The 19,165-nt window shown below is 39.1% G+C and carries 24 protein-coding genes, 2 tRNA genes and 1 pseudogene; 13 read left to right on the top strand and 14 right to left on the bottom strand.

Annotated elements, in window-relative coordinates:
* Positions 1–55: 55 nt before the first annotated feature.
* Complete coding sequence (locus ACLBWE_RS03495) at positions 56–493, bottom strand: hypothetical protein (RefSeq protein WP_447601198.1); 438 nt, start codon at positions 491–493, stop codon at positions 56–58.
* Between the two features lie 255 nt (positions 494–748).
* Here ACLBWE_RS03495 and ACLBWE_RS03490 point away from each other — a divergent pair, with 255 nt between their 5' ends.
* The 3 genes from ACLBWE_RS03490 to ACLBWE_RS03480 all read left to right on the top strand — a co-directional run bounded on the left by ACLBWE_RS03490 (position 749) and on the right by ACLBWE_RS03480 (position 2,812).
* Positions 749–1,828 (top strand): DNA/RNA non-specific endonuclease, encoded by a 1,080-nt coding sequence (locus tag ACLBWE_RS03490; RefSeq protein WP_447601196.1) that lies wholly within the window; start codon positions 749–751, stop codon positions 1,826–1,828.
* Positions 1,829–1,924: 96 nt separating this feature from the next.
* A complete protein-coding gene (locus ACLBWE_RS03485) occupies positions 1,925–2,524 on the top strand; it encodes a LysE family translocator (protein ID WP_447601194.1) in 600 nt (199 codons plus the stop codon).
* 45 nt (positions 2,525–2,569) lie between these two features.
* Positions 2,570–2,812: a hypothetical protein gene (locus ACLBWE_RS03480; protein WP_009391931.1), complete on the top strand. Its 243-nt coding sequence runs from the start codon at positions 2,570–2,572 to the stop codon at positions 2,810–2,812.
* 10 nt (positions 2,813–2,822) lie between these two features.
* Here the strand turns inward: ACLBWE_RS03480 and ACLBWE_RS03475 are convergent, their stop codons facing one another.
* From ACLBWE_RS03475 to ACLBWE_RS03465, 3 genes are all read right to left on the bottom strand, one after another.
* Positions 2,823–2,987 (bottom strand): hypothetical protein, encoded by a 165-nt coding sequence (locus tag ACLBWE_RS03475; RefSeq protein WP_447601442.1) that lies wholly within the window; start codon positions 2,985–2,987, stop codon positions 2,823–2,825.
* Between the two features lie 47 nt (positions 2,988–3,034).
* Positions 3,035–3,724 carry an aquaporin Z gene (aqpZ, locus tag ACLBWE_RS03470; protein WP_198078454.1) on the bottom strand — a complete coding sequence of 230 codons (690 nt, stop codon included), beginning with the start codon at positions 3,722–3,724 and terminating at the stop codon, positions 3,035–3,037.
* Between the two features lie 132 nt (positions 3,725–3,856).
* Positions 3,857–4,861, bottom strand: a complete 1,005-nt coding sequence (locus ACLBWE_RS03465; protein ID WP_447601191.1) for an AraC family transcriptional regulator ligand-binding domain-containing protein — start codon at positions 4,859–4,861, stop codon at positions 3,857–3,859.
* 109 nt (positions 4,862–4,970) lie between these two features.
* Between ACLBWE_RS03465 and ACLBWE_RS03460 the strand changes: the two genes are divergently transcribed.
* Positions 4,971–5,609, top strand: coding sequence for a hypothetical protein (locus tag ACLBWE_RS03460; RefSeq protein ID WP_005038189.1), 639 nt, complete (start codon positions 4,971–4,973; stop codon positions 5,607–5,609).
* 40 nt (positions 5,610–5,649) lie between these two features.
* Here the strand turns inward: ACLBWE_RS03460 and hisF are convergent, their stop codons facing one another.
* Complete coding sequence (gene hisF / locus ACLBWE_RS03455; RefSeq protein ID WP_005038191.1) at positions 5,650–6,408, bottom strand: imidazole glycerol phosphate synthase subunit HisF; 759 nt, start codon at positions 6,406–6,408, stop codon at positions 5,650–5,652.
* A gap of 112 nt (positions 6,409–6,520) precedes the next feature.
* Here hisF and ACLBWE_RS03450 point away from each other — a divergent pair, with 112 nt between their 5' ends.
* From ACLBWE_RS03450 to ACLBWE_RS03435, 4 genes are read left to right on the top strand one after another with little or no spacing between them, the layout of a single operon-like run.
* Positions 6,521–7,471, top strand: coding sequence for a homoserine kinase (locus ACLBWE_RS03450; RefSeq protein WP_447601188.1), 951 nt, complete (start codon positions 6,521–6,523; stop codon positions 7,469–7,471).
* A gap of 9 nt (positions 7,472–7,480) precedes the next feature.
* Entirely contained in the window at positions 7,481–8,110 is a 630-nt protein-coding gene (locus ACLBWE_RS03445) for a DUF1294 domain-containing protein (RefSeq protein ID WP_447601186.1), read from the top strand.
* Between the two features lie 36 nt (positions 8,111–8,146).
* Entirely contained in the window at positions 8,147–8,539 is a 393-nt protein-coding gene (locus ACLBWE_RS03440; RefSeq protein WP_045433518.1) for a DUF4870 family protein, read from the top strand.
* A gap of 3 nt (positions 8,540–8,542) precedes the next feature.
* Positions 8,543–8,848, top strand: coding sequence for an antibiotic biosynthesis monooxygenase family protein (locus tag ACLBWE_RS03435; protein WP_045433515.1), 306 nt, complete (start codon positions 8,543–8,545; stop codon positions 8,846–8,848).
* 32 nt (positions 8,849–8,880) lie between these two features.
* Here ACLBWE_RS03435 and ACLBWE_RS03430 read toward each other — a convergent pair whose 3' ends face one another.
* Entirely contained in the window at positions 8,881–9,783 is a 903-nt protein-coding gene (locus ACLBWE_RS03430; protein ID WP_447601183.1) for a DMT family transporter, read from the bottom strand.
* 96 nt (positions 9,784–9,879) lie between these two features.
* Between ACLBWE_RS03430 and ACLBWE_RS03425 the strand changes: the two genes are divergently transcribed.
* Both ACLBWE_RS03425 and ACLBWE_RS03420 read left to right on the top strand, forming a co-directional pair.
* On the top strand, positions 9,880–10,431 hold the full coding sequence (locus tag ACLBWE_RS03425; RefSeq protein WP_447601440.1) for a helix-turn-helix domain-containing protein: 552 nt from the start codon (positions 9,880–9,882) through the stop codon (positions 10,429–10,431).
* 204 nt (positions 10,432–10,635) lie between these two features.
* Entirely contained in the window at positions 10,636–12,351 is a 1,716-nt protein-coding gene (locus tag ACLBWE_RS03420) for an ATP-binding cassette domain-containing protein (RefSeq protein ID WP_447601181.1), read from the top strand.
* A 57-nt stretch (positions 12,352–12,408) separates the two neighbouring features.
* Here the strand turns inward: ACLBWE_RS03420 and hisA are convergent, their stop codons facing one another.
* From hisA to hisB, 5 genes are all read right to left on the bottom strand, one after another.
* Complete coding sequence (gene hisA, locus ACLBWE_RS03415) at positions 12,409–13,140, bottom strand: 1-(5-phosphoribosyl)-5-[(5-phosphoribosylamino)methylideneamino]imidazole-4-carboxamide isomerase (protein WP_004639792.1); 732 nt, start codon at positions 13,138–13,140, stop codon at positions 12,409–12,411.
* Positions 13,141–13,234: 94 nt separating this feature from the next.
* Positions 13,235–13,876 (bottom strand): 3'-5' exonuclease, encoded by a 642-nt coding sequence (locus tag ACLBWE_RS03410; protein WP_447601179.1) that lies wholly within the window; start codon positions 13,874–13,876, stop codon positions 13,235–13,237.
* A gap of 88 nt (positions 13,877–13,964) precedes the next feature.
* Positions 13,965–14,507 carry a DUF805 domain-containing protein gene (locus ACLBWE_RS03405; protein ID WP_348948635.1) on the bottom strand — a complete coding sequence of 181 codons (543 nt, stop codon included), beginning with the start codon at positions 14,505–14,507 and terminating at the stop codon, positions 13,965–13,967.
* A 150-nt stretch (positions 14,508–14,657) separates the two neighbouring features.
* Entirely contained in the window at positions 14,658–15,275 is a 618-nt protein-coding gene (gene hisH, locus ACLBWE_RS03400; protein WP_003653881.1) for an imidazole glycerol phosphate synthase subunit HisH, read from the bottom strand.
* Positions 15,275–15,868, bottom strand: a complete 594-nt coding sequence (gene hisB, locus ACLBWE_RS03395) for an imidazoleglycerol-phosphate dehydratase HisB (RefSeq protein WP_004639787.1) — start codon at positions 15,866–15,868, stop codon at positions 15,275–15,277. The genes hisH and hisB overlap by 1 nt, the downstream gene beginning before the upstream one ends.
* 102 nt (positions 15,869–15,970) lie before the next feature.
* Between hisB and ACLBWE_RS03390 the strand changes: the two genes are divergently transcribed.
* The 3 genes from ACLBWE_RS03390 (at position 15,971) to ACLBWE_RS03380 (ending at position 16,737) form a co-directional block, all read left to right on the top strand.
* Positions 15,971–16,354 (top strand): GNAT family N-acetyltransferase, encoded by a 384-nt coding sequence (locus ACLBWE_RS03390; RefSeq protein ID WP_003653877.1) that lies wholly within the window; start codon positions 15,971–15,973, stop codon positions 16,352–16,354.
* A gap of 105 nt (positions 16,355–16,459) precedes the next feature.
* Positions 16,460–16,535: transfer RNA gene (locus ACLBWE_RS03385), tRNA-Phe, on the top strand.
* 126 nt (positions 16,536–16,661) lie between these two features.
* A tRNA-Phe gene (locus ACLBWE_RS03380) sits at positions 16,662–16,737 on the top strand.
* A 173-nt stretch (positions 16,738–16,910) separates the two neighbouring features.
* Here ACLBWE_RS03380 and ACLBWE_RS03375 read toward each other — a convergent pair.
* The 3 genes and pseudogenes from ACLBWE_RS03375 to ACLBWE_RS03365 form a co-directional block, all read right to left on the bottom strand.
* A complete protein-coding gene (locus tag ACLBWE_RS03375; protein WP_003653874.1) occupies positions 16,911–17,342 on the bottom strand; it encodes a GNAT family acetyltransferase in 432 nt (143 codons plus the stop codon).
* A 130-nt stretch (positions 17,343–17,472) separates the two neighbouring features.
* Positions 17,473–18,987, bottom strand: coding sequence for an acetyl-CoA hydrolase/transferase family protein (locus ACLBWE_RS03370; protein ID WP_003653872.1), 1,515 nt, complete (start codon positions 18,985–18,987; stop codon positions 17,473–17,475).
* A 35-nt stretch (positions 18,988–19,022) separates the two neighbouring features.
* Positions 19,023–19,151 (bottom strand): annotated as a pseudogene (locus ACLBWE_RS03365) (hypothetical protein).
* Between the last annotated feature and the right edge of the window lie 14 nt (positions 19,152–19,165).

Raw genomic sequence — 19,165 nt, 5'->3', positions numbered from 1 at the left:
AATATTGATGTATAAAAAAACCAAGACAAATGTCTTGGTTTTTTTATGGCTCAAATTATTGAGCTTGAACAGGTGCATCTGCTGGCAAAGCACCATCTTTTGCCATCGGGTCTGCCGACTGAGTTGAATCTGCCGCAGATGGTGCAGCATTCGGATCTTGTGGCGCTGGAGACGCTTGGTCTGGTGCAGGTGGCACTGCATCAATTGGTGCTGGAGGTGCTATTTCACCGCCTGCTGGAGGTGCTGGTGGAACATCTGCCGGAATAGGAGCACTGGTAGGCGCTGCATTTGTCGGTGCAGCAGAAACTTGTTGTACTTGTCCGCTATTGACTAAATCGCTAATGGAACCAGGTTGGCCATTTACCGTTGTCGTAACTTTCACTTTAGACAAACTTTCTAAAGTATCTCCTGGCTGGACTGCTGGCTCAGCCAAAGCTGCCATACTACATAATCCCGTGATTACGCCAATACCAATAATCTTTGAATGGATCATTAAGTGGACTCCGATTATATTTTTATCCAAATTTGTGGAGCTAACCATGTCATAAGCAATCAGTGCTTTTCAACGAAAGATACGCAATTGGCGTAATTGAATAGCCAAAGCCTCTCATAATTCCAACAGATTGTTACGTAATGGGGAATGGAGTTACAAAAAAGATGACCATGTTTTAACCATTTGAAAGATAAGAGATATACTTAAAAAAGCAGGGTTGTTAAGCTGCGTGTGGACAGTGGTATTGATAGAAACATGGCAAGTAAAAAACGTAGTAAAGGTACAAACTCTTTTTCTCTAAGTGAGCATTTTGGCAAGATTATTCTTGCTTGTATTGCTGCGGGAAGTTTTGCAATTGCTTTTGGTAGTGAAAAGATTTCGCAGTGGTTTTCACCTTTAAGTACTAACTCGACTTGTTTAAATCAGTTCTATCGTGAAGTTCCTCCTGCTTTAAATAAAGAAAGTTTAAAAAAAGACAGTTATCCGCTGTGCTTTAACGGCTTTAACGTTTTGTATTCAGGCATCTCTAAAACGCCGTTATGGTCGGCTGAGCATTTAAATGCAGAACGTTTGAGTGTCAAAATTAAGCGTGAAGATAACTTTCATGAAGAAACTCGTGTTGATCAAAAGCATCGGGCACTGTTAAGTGACTATCGTGGTTCAGGCTATGACCGTGGGCATATGGCACCGAATGGCGATATGCCAAATAAGAGCTCACAGTCCGATAGCTTTTCGTTAAGTAATATGGTGCCGCAAGCGCCTAAAAATAACCAAGAAGTCTGGCGTAAACTTGAAGAAGCCACACGCGCCCTTGCGACCAAGCAAAAACAAGATGTTTATGTTGTTACCGGCCCTGTTTTTGAGGGCAAACGCCTTAAAACGATTGGGCAGGGTGTAATTGTTCCAACAGCCGTTTATAAAGCGGTATATATACCAAAAACGGGTGCTATTGGGGCTTATTACGCACCCAACAATAACTCTCTGCAAGTGAAAGTCGTGAGTGTTTGCTACCTTGAAGAACGCTTAGGCGTTAATCTGTTTCCACAGTTAACTGAGCAGCAAAAGCGTAATGTCTATCGTCTACCTTTAACAGCAACGTCGGTTAAGCCAAATCAGAAGTTAGACTATTTACATTGGGATGGTGAGAGCCAATGTGAGCAGGACTTAAACGCTGATCAAATTAAAGCGTTACAAGACCAGTTTAAAAAGCAAAAAAGTGGCTCTTCAGAAGCGATGGAAGCAAAAGTTCCAAGCATCGATGAAGAAACACGCCAAGCTATTGTGAAGCAACTGGTTGAAGCCTTGGTGAACTATTTCTTGCAAATATTGAAGTAAGCAATTTTATAGTAGTTATTGCATTGTCTTAAATTCATACAATAAAATGAGTATACAGATCTGTATACTCATTTTATTTTAATAAGGACAATAACAATGTTTGCCTCGATGTTTCTTTTTTCATTTGCAATGTCTATTACCCCCGGTCCCGTAAATACCGTCATTTTATCGACCAGTTTAAATCATGGTTTAAAAAGGTCGCTTCCCTATATTTCAGGCGCCACTATTGGTTTTACTTTACTATTAATTTTTATGGCATTTGGGCTTCAGAGTTTATTAACTCAGTTTCCGATCGTATTAAAAATCCTTGCGATTTGTGGAACGCTATTTGTTTGTTATATCGGTATAAAAATTATTCTCTCGGCTACCAACATCTCTATTTCAAGTGCTCCTGTAGACAATATTATTATCCCCAATTTTAAAGATGGCTTTTTACTACAGTGGCTCAATCCAAAAGCATGGTTAGCTTGTGTATCGGGTATTACCATGTTTACAAGCATTGAAAATCCGCAGTCTTTACCTATCTTTATCATTATTTATTTTTTCACTTGCTATGCATGTTTGTTCTTTTGGGGACTATGTGGTGATAAATTTTCGGTGGTGCTTAATCATGGCAACCGTTTGAAATATTTTAATATCTTGATGGGAGCATTTCTAATTTTGTCGGCACTTTTAATTTTGATTGATTTTTTTTAAATTGGTCGTATTACACTGTGAAAATATAACAACGAGATAACACCTATGTTTAAGCCATTTGAAAAGGGTACAGAGTCATCTTCAATTGAAGATTTAACATTAGAAAATGATATCGATTGCGTCAGCATTTATGGCAACTTGCAAATTACCAAAGACAAAGTCGGGTTAGAACAAGCCAAAGCTTTACAGAGCTTTTTAAACGATGTGGTTGCGGCTTTGGAAAAAGAAGAATTGCCTGAGAAAATTGAACGTCCAGCTGAACAAGAAATTAATAATCCGTTTTTATAATTTATGCATTCTATGTGTGATGTTTAGCATGGCCATGCTGCCATACAGTCTTTAATGCCAAGTTAGGTCTTATTGAGTTTGTATAGACATTTCTTACTTTTGAAAGCCCAAAAGTAAACAAAAGGCTTTGTTGATCAGAGGGTACATCCATGTACCCCTGCTCAACAGGTGACATCCATGTCACCCACCGCGATAGCATATTGAAGCTATAGATATAAAGAATTAATCCTTATCCCCAGCAACCACCTTATAAATAAGTGCACCAATCACAGCACCCAAAATCGGCGCCACCCAGAACAACCACAACTGACTTAAAGCAGCAGTTTCAGCAAAGAACGCAACGCCTGTACTACGTGCAGGGTTCACAGAAGTGTTCGTGACTGGAATACTGATTAAGTGAATAAGCGTTAAGCCTAAACCAATAGCAATAGGGGCGAAGCCAGCAGGTGCACGACCATGTGTTGATCCTAAAATAATGATTAAGAAGAAAGCTGTAAGTACCACTTCAATAATGAAAGCAGAACCTAAGCCAAACTTGTTTGGTGATAAATCACCGAAACCATTTGAAGCAAAACCACCAACACCGCTAAAGCCAGCTTGACCTTGAGCAATAATGTAAAGAACAAATGCCGCAGCAGTCGCACCGACCACTTGAGCAATAATATAGGGAATCAAATCTTTAACATCGAAGCGGCCGCCGACCCAAAGGCCAACACTTACCGCGGGATTAAAATGTCCACCTGAGATATGCCCTAGAGCATAGGCACCTGTGAGTACGGTTAAACCAAAGGCAAGGGCTACACCTGCAAAGCCAATACCAAGTTCAGGGAAAGCTGCGGCTAATACTGCGCTACCACAACCACCAAAGACTAGCCAAAACGTACCTAGAAATTCAGCAAAATATTTATTCATTTTGATTACTCATTTATTTAATCTATTTTAATTAATGTGAATTGCGTCACATAAATTTGAAGCATGTGACTATATGAAATTTTTGTTTTCAGTGTTGTTTTAATCAAGAAAAGATTTGTAAGTTTTGGTTGGTTATTCTTTGTCTGAAAATTGATCTCGCCATTGTTGTGGTGTTTGACTAGTCCAATGCTTAAAAGCTCTTTGAAAAGCACTTTGTTCTGAATAACAAAGCAAAAGAGCAATCTCTTGTAAGCTTAAATGCGGATCTTTTAAATACTCGGTTGCGAGCATAAACCGTACTTGCTGAACACGTTCCTGAAAGGTGGTGTTTTGTTGTTGCAAATGACGTTGGAGTTGTCGAACAGAAAGGCCTAGCTGAGTTGAAATATATTCAATTTGATATTGATCCTTTTGTAACCCAGTCAAAATTGAGTGCTGTAAGCGTTGATCAAGTTGTGTCGAATTTGGTAATTGTTCTAAAAGCGCTTGGGCTTGTTGAACCAGTAATTGTTGTAGCGTGTGGTCAGCACTGCTCAGAGGCTTACTAATTTCAGAACTTGGAATGAGTAATTGGGTACGGGGCTGATTAAAACGGACCGGACATTGAAAGTATTGTTCATAAACCCTGATGTTTTTAGGTGGGGCATTTAAAAAATGTACTTCATGCAAATGCACATCTTGGTGAGACATAAAAAGGCGTAAGAATTGGATCACCAGAGCAATGGCAATTTCATCGGTAAGCTGGGTAGGGTGCAACTCAGTCGCTTCCCAGCGAATAGAAGCATATTGCCCATATAGCTCAACCACTAACGGACTTCCGTCATAAATTAGACGATGAAAGTCATGATAACGAATTAAAGCTTCGCCTAAGTTATCGCAAGAGAGTGCAAGGTAGGCAATAATTCCTAAGTGTTTGGGTTGTACATATTTGGCAATTTCTAGGCCTAATCCCGGCTTGGGGTTTAATTTATAGATGACTTCTAATAAATCACGCCAAACCACATAGTCAAAGCGTTCCAGATTTTGAATTTGTTCTAATTGCTCTGGTACTGCTAACTGATTGGCTTCGCAGTAAGCTTTTAATAGGTGTCCGAGTCCTCCATAGACCGAACCCGTATAATTTTTTAGTTGTGGCATCCCTGACCACCTCTTTCTTGTCGTGATTTGTCAATGAAACCATAAATTCTGGTCAATACATAGCATATCGAATTTTATATTCTGAATAAAAAGAAAAAGGAGTAAAGCGATGTTAAAAGGGTTTATTGCTGGAATTGCGGTTGCTAACGCATTTGAATGGGTAGCTCATAAATATATTTTGCATGGGGTACATCGTGCTGGACAACCGAGATATAGCCCTGTGCCAAAAAGCATGGAGTCACATTGGGCACATCATCGTGAAGTACGTAAACAGCAATTTCATGATGATTGTTATGTGGAAGGTGTTGGAAATTGGCGGACTAAAAATGAGTTAATTTCACTAGCCGTGGTGGCAACGGTTTCAAGCGCTATTTTTTACCCGTTTTCAAAAGGTATGGCACTCGCAGCTTGGTACAGTGCTGGAAATTATTATTATATTCATCGCCGTGCACATCTGGAGCCTGAATGGGCAAAGCGTAAAATTCCATGGCATTACGATCACCACATGAACTCTAATCAAGATGCCAATTGGTGTGTGACCAAGCCTTGGTTTGATTATGTGATGGGAACACGTGTGGTGTCTTCGGCAGATTTAAAAGAACAAAATCCTTTAGGCATATGGTTACCAACAGTGATTGCTAAACCTTTATCTCAAGCTGTAGAAAAAATCTTTCCTGCAAAATGGGTCGAGAAAAAAGAAAAGCCTAAACTCATCGGTGATCTGAATGTTGTAGACGGTGCCGCATAAAAAATAAAGGGGCATATCGCCCCTTTAAATATCAATAAACTTACAAGCGCATTTCGATGCCTTGTTCAGCTAAATATTGTTTAGCTTCTGGAATTGTATATTGTCCAAAGTGGAAAATACTTGCTGCCAATACTGCATCGGCGCCACCTTGTAAAATACCGTCTGCAAGGTGTTGTAAGTTACCTACACCGCCTGAAGCAATCGTTGGAACGGTAACGCGGTCATTAATAGCGCGCATTAAAGCAATATCGTAACCTGCTTTAGTACCGTCGGCATCCATACTGGTAATGAGTAACTCACCCGCACCGAAGTCAGCCATTTTTACGGCCCATTCAATCGCATCGATACCGGTTGGTTTACGGCCACCGTGGGTAAAGATTTCCCATTTATTGTCGCCAGTCTTTTTGGCATCAATCGCAACCACAATACATTGTGCGCCAAAGTGCTGTGAAGCTTCTTGAACAAATTCAGGATTAAATACGGCTGCTGAGTTAATACTCACTTTATCCGCACCTGCATTTAATAACGAACGAATATCTTCAACTTTACGTACACCACCACCGACAGTTAATGGCACAAATACAGTCTCGGCCATACGCTCAACAGTACGGTAAGTGGTATCGCGTCCATGATGTGTAGCGGTAATGTCTAAGAAAGTAATTTCATCTGCACCTTGTTCGTTATAGCGACGTGCCACTTCAACAGGGTCGCCAGCATCACGAATATCGAGGAATTGAACGCCTTTAACTACGCGTCCGTTATCAACGTCTAGGCAAGGAATAATACGTTTAGCAAGCATAGCTTTTTCCAAAAATAATCGCCGTTGGTGAAAGTTCCTACACAGGCGCTACACCTTCATGGAGGGAAGAGGTATTCTATCAAACTTCACAGATGTTTTTTGCAGGTTTTCCATGTCGGTTTATACCCCGTTGAGTTTAGATGAAGTTCGCGCCTTTGCTGCACCTTATGGATTAGAGGTGTTGGAGCTGAACCCAATTCAGGGAGGTATTCAAAACACCAATTATTTTCTGGTTGATGTAAACCGCAAACAATATGTACTTACTGTATTTGAAGAGCTAGATGCTCAAGGGGCGGGTGAACTGATTCCAGTTCTTGAACAATTGGGGACTCATGATGTACCCGTTGCTGTGCCGTTAAAACATAGCGGACAAGCGGTTCATGTTATTGCAGAAAAACCTGCACAAATTGCTCCACGTTTAATGGGGCATCATCCCATGCAAACCACAGTCGCACAAGTTGCCGCAATTGCAGACGCACAGGCAAAACTGCATGTCGCTTTGCAAGATTTTCCGCTTGAGCGTGAATATAGACGTGATCATCAATACTGGACAGGCGTTGCAGAACAGCTTAAACCAAATATGACTCAAGAAGACCAAACTTTACTTGAGCAGGTCTATCAAGCATTTAATGCTAAAACAGCGCAGTATTCAAATCGACCAACAGGTTTTATTCATTCAGATTTGTTCCGAGACAATACATTGTTTGAAGGTGAGCAATTACAAGGTATTTTAGATTTTTACGAGCTCAATCAAGATGAATTACTGTTTGATATTGCGATTACCATCAATGATTTTTGTACCGAATATCCAGCAGCGCATTTAAACTCAGAGAAAGTAGCAGCTTACTTAGAGGCATATCAAAAAGTTCGTGCGCTTACTTCAGATGAACTTGAATGTTTAGATGTATTCTTGGCAATGGCGGCGTGCCGTTTTTGGTCGATGCGTTTGCAAGTTGCTCAAAAAAATAAAGAAGAAGGACGTACAGGCGACGACATTTTGCAAAAAGATCCGCTAGAAATGCGAGCAATGATGCAAGATCGTTTAAGCCATGTAAAAGGATAAGGAATAAAGATGCGAGATCAGGGGCGATTAGTCGAATGGTTCGACGAAAAAGGTTATGGCTTTATTCAGCCAGATGATGCTGAAAAAGAGCGAGTCTTTTTGCATATCAAAGATTTTGCACGCCCCGGTCCTCGGCCAATTATTGGCTGTGCACTGGAATATCTGATTATCCTTGATGAACGTGGCCGCTTTCGTGCCCAGCAGGTGACCTATTTAAAGGCATCTCAAACTCGTAAAGCTTCAAAGCCAACAAAAACAGAATCTTCATTTCAAGCTAAACCATGGTCTGCCATGCAAATGGGGATCGTATTTTATTTTGTTTTAATGGGCATTATGAGTTTTATGCATACTTTGCCAGCTTACGCTTTGTTGTTTGTTTTAATGATGAATGTGCTGAGTTATTGGCTCTATTCACAAGACAAAGAAGCAGCACAATTGGGTAATCGCCGTGTGCCTGAACAAACATTGCATATTGTCAGCTTTCTAGGGGGTTGGCCTGCTGCATGGTGGGCACAACAAAAACTGAGACATAAAACACAAAAACAACCCTTTCGTAAGATTTATTTTTGTACCATATTCCTTCATTTACTTTTGATTTTGTGGCTAATTTCTCCCTTAAATGTGTTGCGGGGCTCATAAAAGTAAATCGTTTTATTAAACTCGAGAGGTATAAAAATGAATAGTTCTATCGACCAAGATTCAAATCGTACTTTAACGCTTATTTTATATGTACTTTATATTGTTGCCATTTTTACTGGCGGCTTACTTGCGGTTATTGCTCTAATTATTAACTATGTAAAACGTTCTGATGTGCAAGGTTCAATTTTTGAGAGCCACTTTACATGGCAAATCAGAACATTCTGGTGGTATCTGGCTTGGAATATTATCGCCTTTTTACCGTTTATTTTCTTGTTCTTTACCGGTGAAAATACCGATCTATTTGCAGGTGTTGCAATCTCATCTACCGTATTCTGTGTAGGCGTAATTACTGCTGCTTGGATTTGGATTGTATATCGTGCAATTCGTGGCTTGATTGCGTTAAATGATAATAGACCGATGTATCAATAAACCATGATTATCGAACATGTGCATTTGAGCATAAAGGCTGGGCAAAGTGAGGCGTTTCTTGCGGCATTCGAGCAGGCCAAACATATTGTCTATCCAATGGAAGGCTTTAATGCTGTCCAGCTGATTAGACATGCAACTGATCCTCATCATTATATTTTAATGATTTTTTGGGATGAGATTGAAAATCATACCGAAGGTTTTAGAAAGTCTGAGGCTTATCAGGAATGGAAGGCATTGCTCCATCCATTTTATGATCCAATGCCGACAGTTGAGTACTATCAACCCTGCATATTATTGAAGAAAAAATAATTGATAAAAAAGAGAGCATTTCGCTCTCTTTTTTATTCTTGAATTCTTTTGACTTTTTTGGTCGGTAACTTAATTTTTAACTCACTCACTAAAACACCTAATACCACTAAAGCACCACCAAATAGGGCAATAACTGGTAAACGCTCACCTGCAATACGACCAATAATGCCCGCCCAAACGGGTTCTCCTGCATAAATAATTGCAGCCCGTGAAGGGTCAACCACACGTTGAGCCCAGTTCATCACAAATTGAATGAGTGCACTGGCTAAGCCTAATGCAACAGCAATCAGCACCAGAGGCCATGAGAATGCTGGAATCGTATGTTCACCAACCACAGGCATAATGGCAAAAGAAATTAGAGATGCGACAGCGAGTTGAATGATGGTGACACGGCGTAAATTTACTTTTCCAGCAAAGTAGCTAATAAAAATAATTTCTAAAGCAATTGCAAATGCGCCAAGCACTGTTAAAAGCTGCCCAAAACTTAATGAAATTTGCTTAAAACCATTTCCTGTCAACAAAACAAGACCAGCAAAAGCAAGGACCGCTCCAACCCAAGTCATAATGTGTGGAACTTTTCTAAAGATAAGCCACATTAAAAGAGGGACAAGCGGCACATAAAGTGACGTTAAAAATGCGGATTCACTACTTGGAATGGTTTGAAGACCAATCGTCTGTGTGCCATAGCCCGCTGCAATTACGAGGCCAATCGCACTCCCTGCACCTAAATCTTTTAACGTTATGCCTTTCATACTTTTTAATGAAATAACTAATAACGTTAAGGCAGCTACAGCAAAGCGACAGCCCACAAAAAACATAGGTGACGAAAAATTCAGTGCATACTGCACAGTAAGGAATGTTCCACCCCAAATAATGGTAATTAGGATGAGAGCTAGCTGTGGGGCTTTGCTTGAGCTCAGAGAAATTGGTGACATATCTGATCAAGAGGAATTGTGCAATATACTGCACATATTGCAGTATTCCTATGTTTTGTGCAATATATTGCTCATATTTTCTTTGTTACTTATTTTATGACCCAGTCCAGCACCGTTTTACAGCATGTCGGCACAAATATCCGTTCCTTAAGAGACGAGCGAGGTTTAAGCCAACAGGACTTGGCCGATCAGGCGGGTGTGAGTAGACGAACAATTGCTGCTTTAGAAACGGGGCAAGTCAATATTAGCTTGGCTAAACTTGATGCGATTGCGGTAGTTTTGGGCGTAGATTTTAGGACGATTGTGAGTGCGCCAGAGCTCAAAGAACAAGCCTTAGTAAATGTACTTGCTTGGCAGGGAGACAAAGAAGAAAGCAAAGCAACTTTACTGGCTTCAGTCCCATCCCGCTCCCAAGTTGAGCTATGGACATGGTCATTGGCAGTGGGGGAATCTTATATTGCCGAAGCAGATGCGGAAGGATGGCAAGAACTGATTTATGTATTAGAAGGTGAGTTAACCATACAATTTACCGACTGCATAAAAATAATTCCTGCTGGTTCATCTTTTAGTTTTGAAAGTTCAGTGACTTACACCTATATTAATAGTAGTAACCAAGTACTTAAATTTATGCGGAATGTGGTGTATTGATTAACCGATTTTTTTAAATCTTTATAAAAAAATTTCTTTTGAAATTAAGTTGTTAAGTCTTTACAGTGAAATATCACTTATCTGAAAAACAGTGAACTTAATTTTAAACAAAAAAATATGAATAAGAATAAATAAGGCAAGCTATGATATTTCTTGTGTAATGAAATTATTTTTAACTTGTTTTAATAGAAAAAAGATACAGAAATGAAGTTTTTATTAAGTTCGCAAGATATTCAAAACTATAAATTTTTATGGCAAATTTCTAAAGAAAACTATAAGAAACAGAAGGGTAGTATGTTTCTCATGTTTTTATTAGTGATGTTCACAGCATTCTTTACGACATTATTGCCATATTTGTTAAAAATTATTATTGACTACTCTGCACAGGAATATAACTTTTCACTAGATATTCGACTCCCATTTAATTTCTTATATCTAATCGTACTCGCGTATGCTGCAGCATGGTTAGCGAATGAGTTATGTAATTGGACAAAAAATATTTTTAGTGCTTATTTGATGGTTGATTTCAAAGGTGCATTAATCTTTGCGGGCCTAAAAAATTATTTAAACCTCAAAAAAGATGAGCAAGATCAAATTGAGGCTGGAACAGTGATCAGTGATCTTGCAAGAGGAAGTTCTGCTTTTGGTGAGATTAATCTAACGTTACTGCTTCATTTAGGACCAATTATTTTTCAATTGGTTATGATCTTTGCAGTTCTATTTACGACCATTAGCCTAGTCTTTAGTATTAGCTTTTTATTAATAGCTATCGTTATTTTCCTAGTTTCCTTTCATATAAATAAAACAAGCAGTTCTTTATTCGATTCGATGTATCAAAAAGATAATCAGGTGAATAGTCATTTGATACATCAGATATCAAACTCCTATGAAATTAAAGTGAAAAATGCAGTACCGTTTCAATTGTCAAAATTTAATGCCACATTAGATTCATACATCACAACAGCTAAAGATAGGAACAAGAAAATAGGGTTATTGATGATTTCTCAATTGTTCCTGATCTTTCTATTTTTACTCTTTTTTATGTTATTTACAGTGTTTCTTTCAACTGAAAAGCAGCTTACACCGGGTGCTTTTGTATTGATAAGTACCTATATTATTCAACTCACCAATCCATTTCTGGCGGTTTCCCAAAGCTTGATGCGTTTAAATGGCAACTTTGTCGCCTTAGCAAAATATCGAAAATACTTTGATCTCAATAAAGAAAATTATACGCATTCTATTGTTCAAGACTCCAACGTTCTCTTCCAATTTATAAATGCTAAATTTTTACTTGGGAAAAGAGCAGTAGATCATTTTAATTTAACAATATTAGCCAATAAAACATATGTCGTGATTGGCCAAACAGGTCTAGGTAAGACTTCTCTGATGAATTATTTAATGGGCGTCTATCAGATTCAATCAGGACAGCTTTGCTATAAGAATATTGATATCAGTCAAAATTTTTCTAAGCATATTTTTGATGAGGTTGTTTACGTTGCACAGCAACCAGTTATTTTCCCTTATTCCCTTATTCCCTTATTCCCTTATTCCCTTAGAGATAATTTAGTTTATAACTCCTCGCATATATATGAGGATTCTTACTTACTTCAGATGCTTGATCAATTTAACTTGTTACATATTTTGAAAAAGCATCAACTGACACTTGATGATGATTTAACTGAAATTTATAAGAATTTTTCAGGAGGAGAAAAGCAAAGAATTTGCATTCTTCGAGGGCTTTTAGCTCGCCCGCAGCTCATCATCCTAGACGAACCGACTGCCGCCTTGGACGTAGATACTGCAAAAAATATACTTGAATATATTCAGCAGGTTGTTCCATCCGCAATTATGATTACACATTCACCCTACGCAATGGAGCTTGCAGATGAGGTTACCGATTTAGAAAAGTTATTAAACTAAAGATAATCAAAAAATAAAAAAAGAGCCTAAAGCGGCTCTTTTTTTACATCTTAAAAATTAAAGACGGTTTTCATCTAATAAAAGCTGAGCTTCACGAAGGCTCAGTGTGCCTTCATAAATTGCACGGCCTGTAATCGCACCTAAAATGCCTGGTTGGCCTATTAAGTTGCGAACGTCATCAAGGTTAGTTACGCCACCAGAAGCAATTACTGGTAAGCCTGAGTATTGAGCCAAGTTTACAGTCTGCTCAACGTTTACACCTTGCATCATGCCATCGCGAGCAATGTCTGTGTAAACAATGCTAGATACGCCTGCATCTGCAAAACGTTTTGCTAAATCAGTTGCTTTAACGTCAGTTACATTAGCCCAACCGTCAGTTGCAACCATACCATTCATGGCATCAATACCAACAATGATGTGGCCTGCAAAGCGTTTACAAGCTTCTTCTACAAATTCAGGCTCTTGAACAGCTTTAGTGCCGATAATGACAAAAGTCACGCCAGCTTCTAAATAGTGCTCAATTGTTTCTAAAGAGCGAATACCACCACCAATTTGAATTGGTAATTCTGGCTGAGCTTTAGCAATTGCTTCAACAATAGGTTTATGAATTGGAGTGCCTGCGAAAGCGCCATTCAAATCGACCAAATGCAAACGACGTGCGCCTTCATTTACCCAATGCTGGGCAGTTGCAACTGGATCGTCAGAGAAAACTGTATCGTCTTCCATACGCCCTTGTTTTAAACGCACACATTTACCATCTTTCAGGTCAATTGCAGGAATGATTAGCATGCTTCCGCTCCTTGCTTCATCATGATTATGAAATTTTGCACATCTTAGCAAAGTATTGATCAATCGCTAAGCCTTAGAAAAGACTTTTATAACTTTACGCTTGAAGTGCGGTTTGAATAGTTTGAGAAATGTGAGCGGGTAATAGTTTTTGTTTTCTGAGCTCTTGAAATACCAATAAAGCAGCATATGCATCGGCAGCAGCGTAACTGATTTGCTGAGAGCTAAGCGGCTTTCGTGCCCAGTTTGATGTTCCGACTTTTTTCGACTTTGCAAGATATTGCTCAAATAACAGCGCAACTGCTTTTTGTATCCCCATTTGCTGTTTAAAACCAAAATGGCTAAAGCCTTTTGCGAGGTCGACACAACCTTCGAGTTCAATCCCTTTTTTATGAAAAATATGCTTATCGTTTTTTAGGCCAAAACCGACTTTAATTTGTTTGGGGTTAGATAAAATAGGCTGTAAAAATTTTAAAGTGAATGAATTTACATGAAACAAATATGCTTTTTTTACTGTGGCAAGCTGAATCAGATGTGGACCTGTTGAGACTTCGCCTACTCGAAAAGTCGGTTTAGATTCTGAATCAAAGCCAAAAATACTAACGACTTTTAATTCCTCTCCGATACTTTTGCATTGCTCAATATTTTCAATGACCACAATATTTTGATGATTAAGATTTTCAAAAGGAGGAAGCTGCTGAATAGAGGCTTTATTAAGGAGGGGAGAGGCTTCGGACATATTTAACAGCATACAAATGAATTGAGCTATTAGCTTTATATAGGAATAAAGCCTAGAGAACTAGGCTTTATCAATGATTTAACAATGTTTATGGTTGGGTTGTTGAGCTAATTTTAATTTGTTGACTTTTTTCAATGTAAGTTTGATAGCTTGGGACTGCTATTGCAATAATGCCAACAATAAAGAGGATTGGAATAATGACAATATAAATCCAACCCAATATACGCTCCCAACTTGGCGTTGCCCGTGCTGGACCGTAGTCGTTAGTACCTTCATCACCTTTAGCTGCAAAAAGATAAATCATAAGGCCAATATTTACCAAGGGTACGAGTAGAAGTAGTGACAGCCAACCACTATGATTTCGATCATGTAAACGACGAATCATAAGTATAAAAGTAGAATAGAAATATGCGATATAAAAAACAAATAATAAAATGAACCCAACCGTGACAGGTACATTACTGCTGGGTTCAGCTACCAGACCAGCAGACATACCAATCACTGCAAAAGCACTAGTAAAAATAATAGCGTAAATCATTAACCAAGCAGCATAAGAGAGTCGTCCAAAACGACCACTAGCTTTAAAGGGGGAATCTTGTTGAAGTGGCTGATTTTCGAAAGGTGAATTCATTTTGTTTTCCTGATCATTTGGTTTTATTTAAAAGTATAAATATTCAATATTTTATTGAATAAAATATCATTTTATAAGTGATTGGTTATTATTATAAATAAAAAAAAGATCAGGCCATCTAGACCTGATCTTTTTCAGTTTTAAATGAGATTAAATATTCCATTCCACAAAGTTTTTAAGTAACTGCAAACCAGCAGTATGACTTTTCTCTGGGTGGAATTGAGTCGCGAATAAATTATCTTTGTGAATTGCTGTGCAGAAGTTCACGCCATAGTCACAGGTCGCAGCCACAACGCTTTCATCTTTTGGCTCGACATAATAACTATGTACAAAGTAGAAACGTGCATCTTGTTCGATGTTGTTCCACATAGGGTGGCTTGGGTCCAATTGGTGAACCTGATTCCAACCCATATGAGGCACTTTTAACCCTTCCATTTGAGGGAAGTGTTTTACTACGCCGTCAAAAATACCTAGAGCGTCTACACCGCCATTTTCTTCAGAACTTTGTAGTAATGCTTGCATGCCCACACAAATCGCAAGAACTGGCTTATTAAAAGCAGCTTTACGTACGACTTCATCAATGCCTGCTTCACGCATACCTTGCATACAGTCGCGCATTGCGCCAACACCTGGGAAAACAATTTTGTCGGCTTGTGCAATTAATTTTGGATCATTGGTCACATCGACTGTAGCGCCCACATACTCAAGTGCTTTAGCTGCTGAGTGTAGATTGCCCATGCCATAATCAAGTAACGCGATACGTGTCATTAGAGGCTACCTTTTGTCGATGCAATCGTGTTTTCTGCACGTGGATCAACTTCACATGCCATACGTAAAGCACGAGCTAGCGCTTTGAAGACACTTTCAATTTGATGGTGGCTATTTTTACCTTTCAAATTATCGATGTGTAAGGTCATAAGCGCATGGTTTACGAAACCTTGGAAAAACTCAGAAAATAAATCGACATCAAACGTACCGATACGTGCGCGGGTAAATGGAATATCCATAAATAAACCCGGACGACCAGATAAATCTACAACAACACGAGACAAAGCTTCGTCTAATGGTGCATAAAAATGACCATAGCGTTTTAAACCTTTTTTATCGCCTAAAGCTTGTGCAAAAGCTTGTCCAAGCGTGATTCCACAGTCTTCTACGGTGTGGTGATCGTCAATATCGAGGTCTCCGTCACAATGAATATCGATATCAAATAAGCCATGTCGCTTGATTTGATCAATCATATGGTCTAAAAATGGAACTCCAGTGTTTAGTGTGCCTTGACCAGTACCGTCGAGATTTAATCGAACTCGAATTTTGGTTTCATTGGTATTTCTAACCACTTCACTGATACGTTGCGTCATGGACACGTTCCTCAAAAAAACGTCAAAAATGATTGGATGTAACGATAATTTCGCTGTGACGAATTCGTGACAGCATCATAGTTTGCTCAGGAGGGTTAATCAATGCCTATTACCGTACATGCTTATAGTTCTCTAGATAATTCAGAGATTCGCGATCAGCTTGAGCGACTGTATGATACAAGTCCGGAGTTTGGTGACGGGCACGATGCGATTGAACAACTTGAACAAGATTTACAACAGTATACCACGCTATACACTGCCGAATTTAACACCAAAATTATAGGGGCAATGTGGTCTTCAGGACAAGGTGAAAGCAAGGTTCTTGAATATATTGTTGTGCACCCTGCCAACCGTGGTCGTGGGGTAGCAGAGCGCTTAGTTGAAGAAGCTTGTCGTATAGAAGAGTCAAAAGGCGTGAAAATTTTTGAGCCGGGTTGTGGTGCTATTCATCGCTGTTTGGCTCATATTGGTAAATTACACCATTAAAAGTCCAGTTCGTATGTGATGGTGATTTAAAAATAATCACTTGTTACAAAAAACACGGAAGTTGCTTGACGTGATCATATAAACATTGTTTAATACGCCCACTTCGGCGTGATAGCTCAGTAGGTAGAGCAACGGATTGAAAATCCGTGTGTCCCCAGTTCGATCCTGGGTCTCGCCACCATTATATGTGTTTTCAATCCCTGATCCCATCAGGGATTTTTTTTGAGTATAAAAAATACTCATTTAAATCAAAAACTCAGGATAATAGTTGACTATTGTTCTGAGATACGGCTTAATACAGGCCATCGGCGTGATAGCTCAGTAGGTAGAGCAACGGATTGAAAATCCGTGTGTCCCCAGTTCGATCCTGGGTCTCGCCACCATATTCGAAAAAGCCTCATACATAACGTATGAGGCTTTTTTCATGCCTATTGTTTTATCTGAACAAATCATTTTCTTACTTGTGGGTAAAATGAGATTTATCCACAAGCACTGTCACTTATCCCCACGTTCTGATTATTTTTCTTATTGAGTCAAAGCTATAATAAGTAAGGCTCTAATCATGTGGGCTATCGTTAATTAGACGTTTCCCTAAACATACCGCTTCTACTTCGTCATAGCCGAGCTGTTCATAAAAATTCAGTACATTTAGGTTATCTTTACGCACCAATAATTGTAGTTTTGGGCAGCCCCGAGCAATCAGTCGCTTTTCAAGCTGCTGAACGAGCGCTGTAGCTATTCCTAAGCGTTGTTGGTGGGGGTGAACAGCCAAATAATTAATCCAGCCTCTATGGCCGTCGTAGCCGCCCATAAGCGTGCCAATGAGTTGCTCATCTTTAATAGCAACCAAAAATAAATCATCTTGTTGTGAGACTTTTCTGAAAATATCGGTTTCAGGATTATTCCAAGGACGAGTCAGGCCGCAGCTTTCCCATAAAATAACGACATCTTCCAGATCCGCATTTGTAAATTGACGAATAATAAACATATAGATTTCTACTTTTTGTTTTGATGTGCTGAAAAGATAAAATAAAAATTCAGGCTTGAGCAGTATTTTATGAAAAATTTAAACAAATAAAAAAGCACCCCCTTAGGAGTGCTTGAATTAAAACAGTTATTTAAGCTGATTTTGCAACTGGTGCTGCTTGAAGCATTTGACCTGTTTCTTCGAAGTTTGCATGCCAAGACAATGCTTCACGAAGTAAATGAGGTGTATGTCCACCTTTAGCACATGCACGATCAAAGTAATCATTTAATGCATCACGGTAAAGTGGATGTACACAGTTGTCGATAACAACGCGAGCACGTTCACGAGGTGCTAAACCGCGTAAGTCTGCTAAACCTTGCTCTGTCACTAAAATATCAACATCGTGTTCACTGTGGTCAACGTGGCTCACCATTGGCACGATAGAAGAGATATCGCCGCCTTTAGCAATTGATTTGGTCACAAAGATCGCCAAGTGAGCGTTACGAGCAAAGTCACCTGAACCACCAATACCATTCATCATTTTAGTACCGCACACGTGAGTCGAGTTCACGTTACCGTAAATATCAAACTCAAGTGCAGTATTAATGCCGATAATACCTAAACGGCGAACCAGTTCAGGGTGGTTAGAAATTTCTTGTGGACGAAGTACTAATTTGTCTTTGTAAGCTTCAATATTGCCAAAAACTTTTTCGCCACATTTTGCAGAAAGTGTAATTGAGCTACCAGAAGCAAATTTCATCTTGCCTGCATCAATTAATTCAAAAGTACAGTCTTGTAATACTTCTGAGTACATGATGAGGTCTTCAAAGTCAGAATCTTTTAAGCCAGTTAATACAGCATTGGCAATAGAACCGATGCCTGCTTGTAATGGGCCAAGGCTTTTTGGTAAGCGACCTTCAGCAACTTCTTTGTTAAAGAAAGCGATCAGGTGGTTTGCAATGCCTTGAGTTTCATCATCTGGCGGAGTTACCGTTGATGGTGAGTCATGCGTATCGTTAAATACAATACCAACAATCTTTGCAGGATCGATTTGGATTGCTGATGTACCAATGCGCTCATCCACTTTTGTTAATGGAATTGGAGTACGTGTTGGACGATAGGTTGGAATGTAGATATCGTGCAAACCTTCAAAGCTTTCGCTTAAAGACGTGTTGATTTCAACAATAACTTTCTCGGCAAAAATAGCAAAACTTGCAGAGTTGCCAACAGAAGTCGTTGGAATAATGCCGCCATCTTCAGTAATTGCAATTGCTTCAATCACTGCAACATCCGGACGTTTAAGCTGTTGGTTACGCATTTGCTCAACAGTTTCAGACAAATGTTGGTCAATAAACATAACTTCGCCATTGTTAATGGCACGACGTAAAGTGTTGTCCACTTGGAATGGCATACGACGAGATAAAACACCTGCTTCCGTGAGTTGTTTGTCTAAGTCGTTACCTAAGCTGGCACCCGTAATTAACGTGATTTTTAACGGATTTTTCTTTGCAAGTTCTACAAGTGCTTGTGGAACAGCTTTAGCTTCACCAGCACGAGTAAAACCACTCATACCTACGGTCATTCCATCTTCGATGAATTGTGCAGCTTGTTCAGCACTGATGACCTTGTCATGAAGAGAAGCTAGGCGAATACGACTTAAAGACATTGGACATCCTCAGAATTGTCAAAACATAGGGGATTTTAGCTATGAAAAATTGAAAAGTGCATAGGTGTTAGGCTAAGGTCTAATTTTGTAAATAAATGGTGGTATAAAATATATTTATGGTTTTTATTTTATTGATTTTTAATTATTTTATTTGTCTTTAAAATGAGGCTTCTAACAA

This window comes from Acinetobacter sp. M5A5_2a (genome assembly GCF_053345265.1).
Note: the sequence above shows the minus strand (reverse complement) of the source record. Positions and strands in the feature narration are given on the sequence as shown.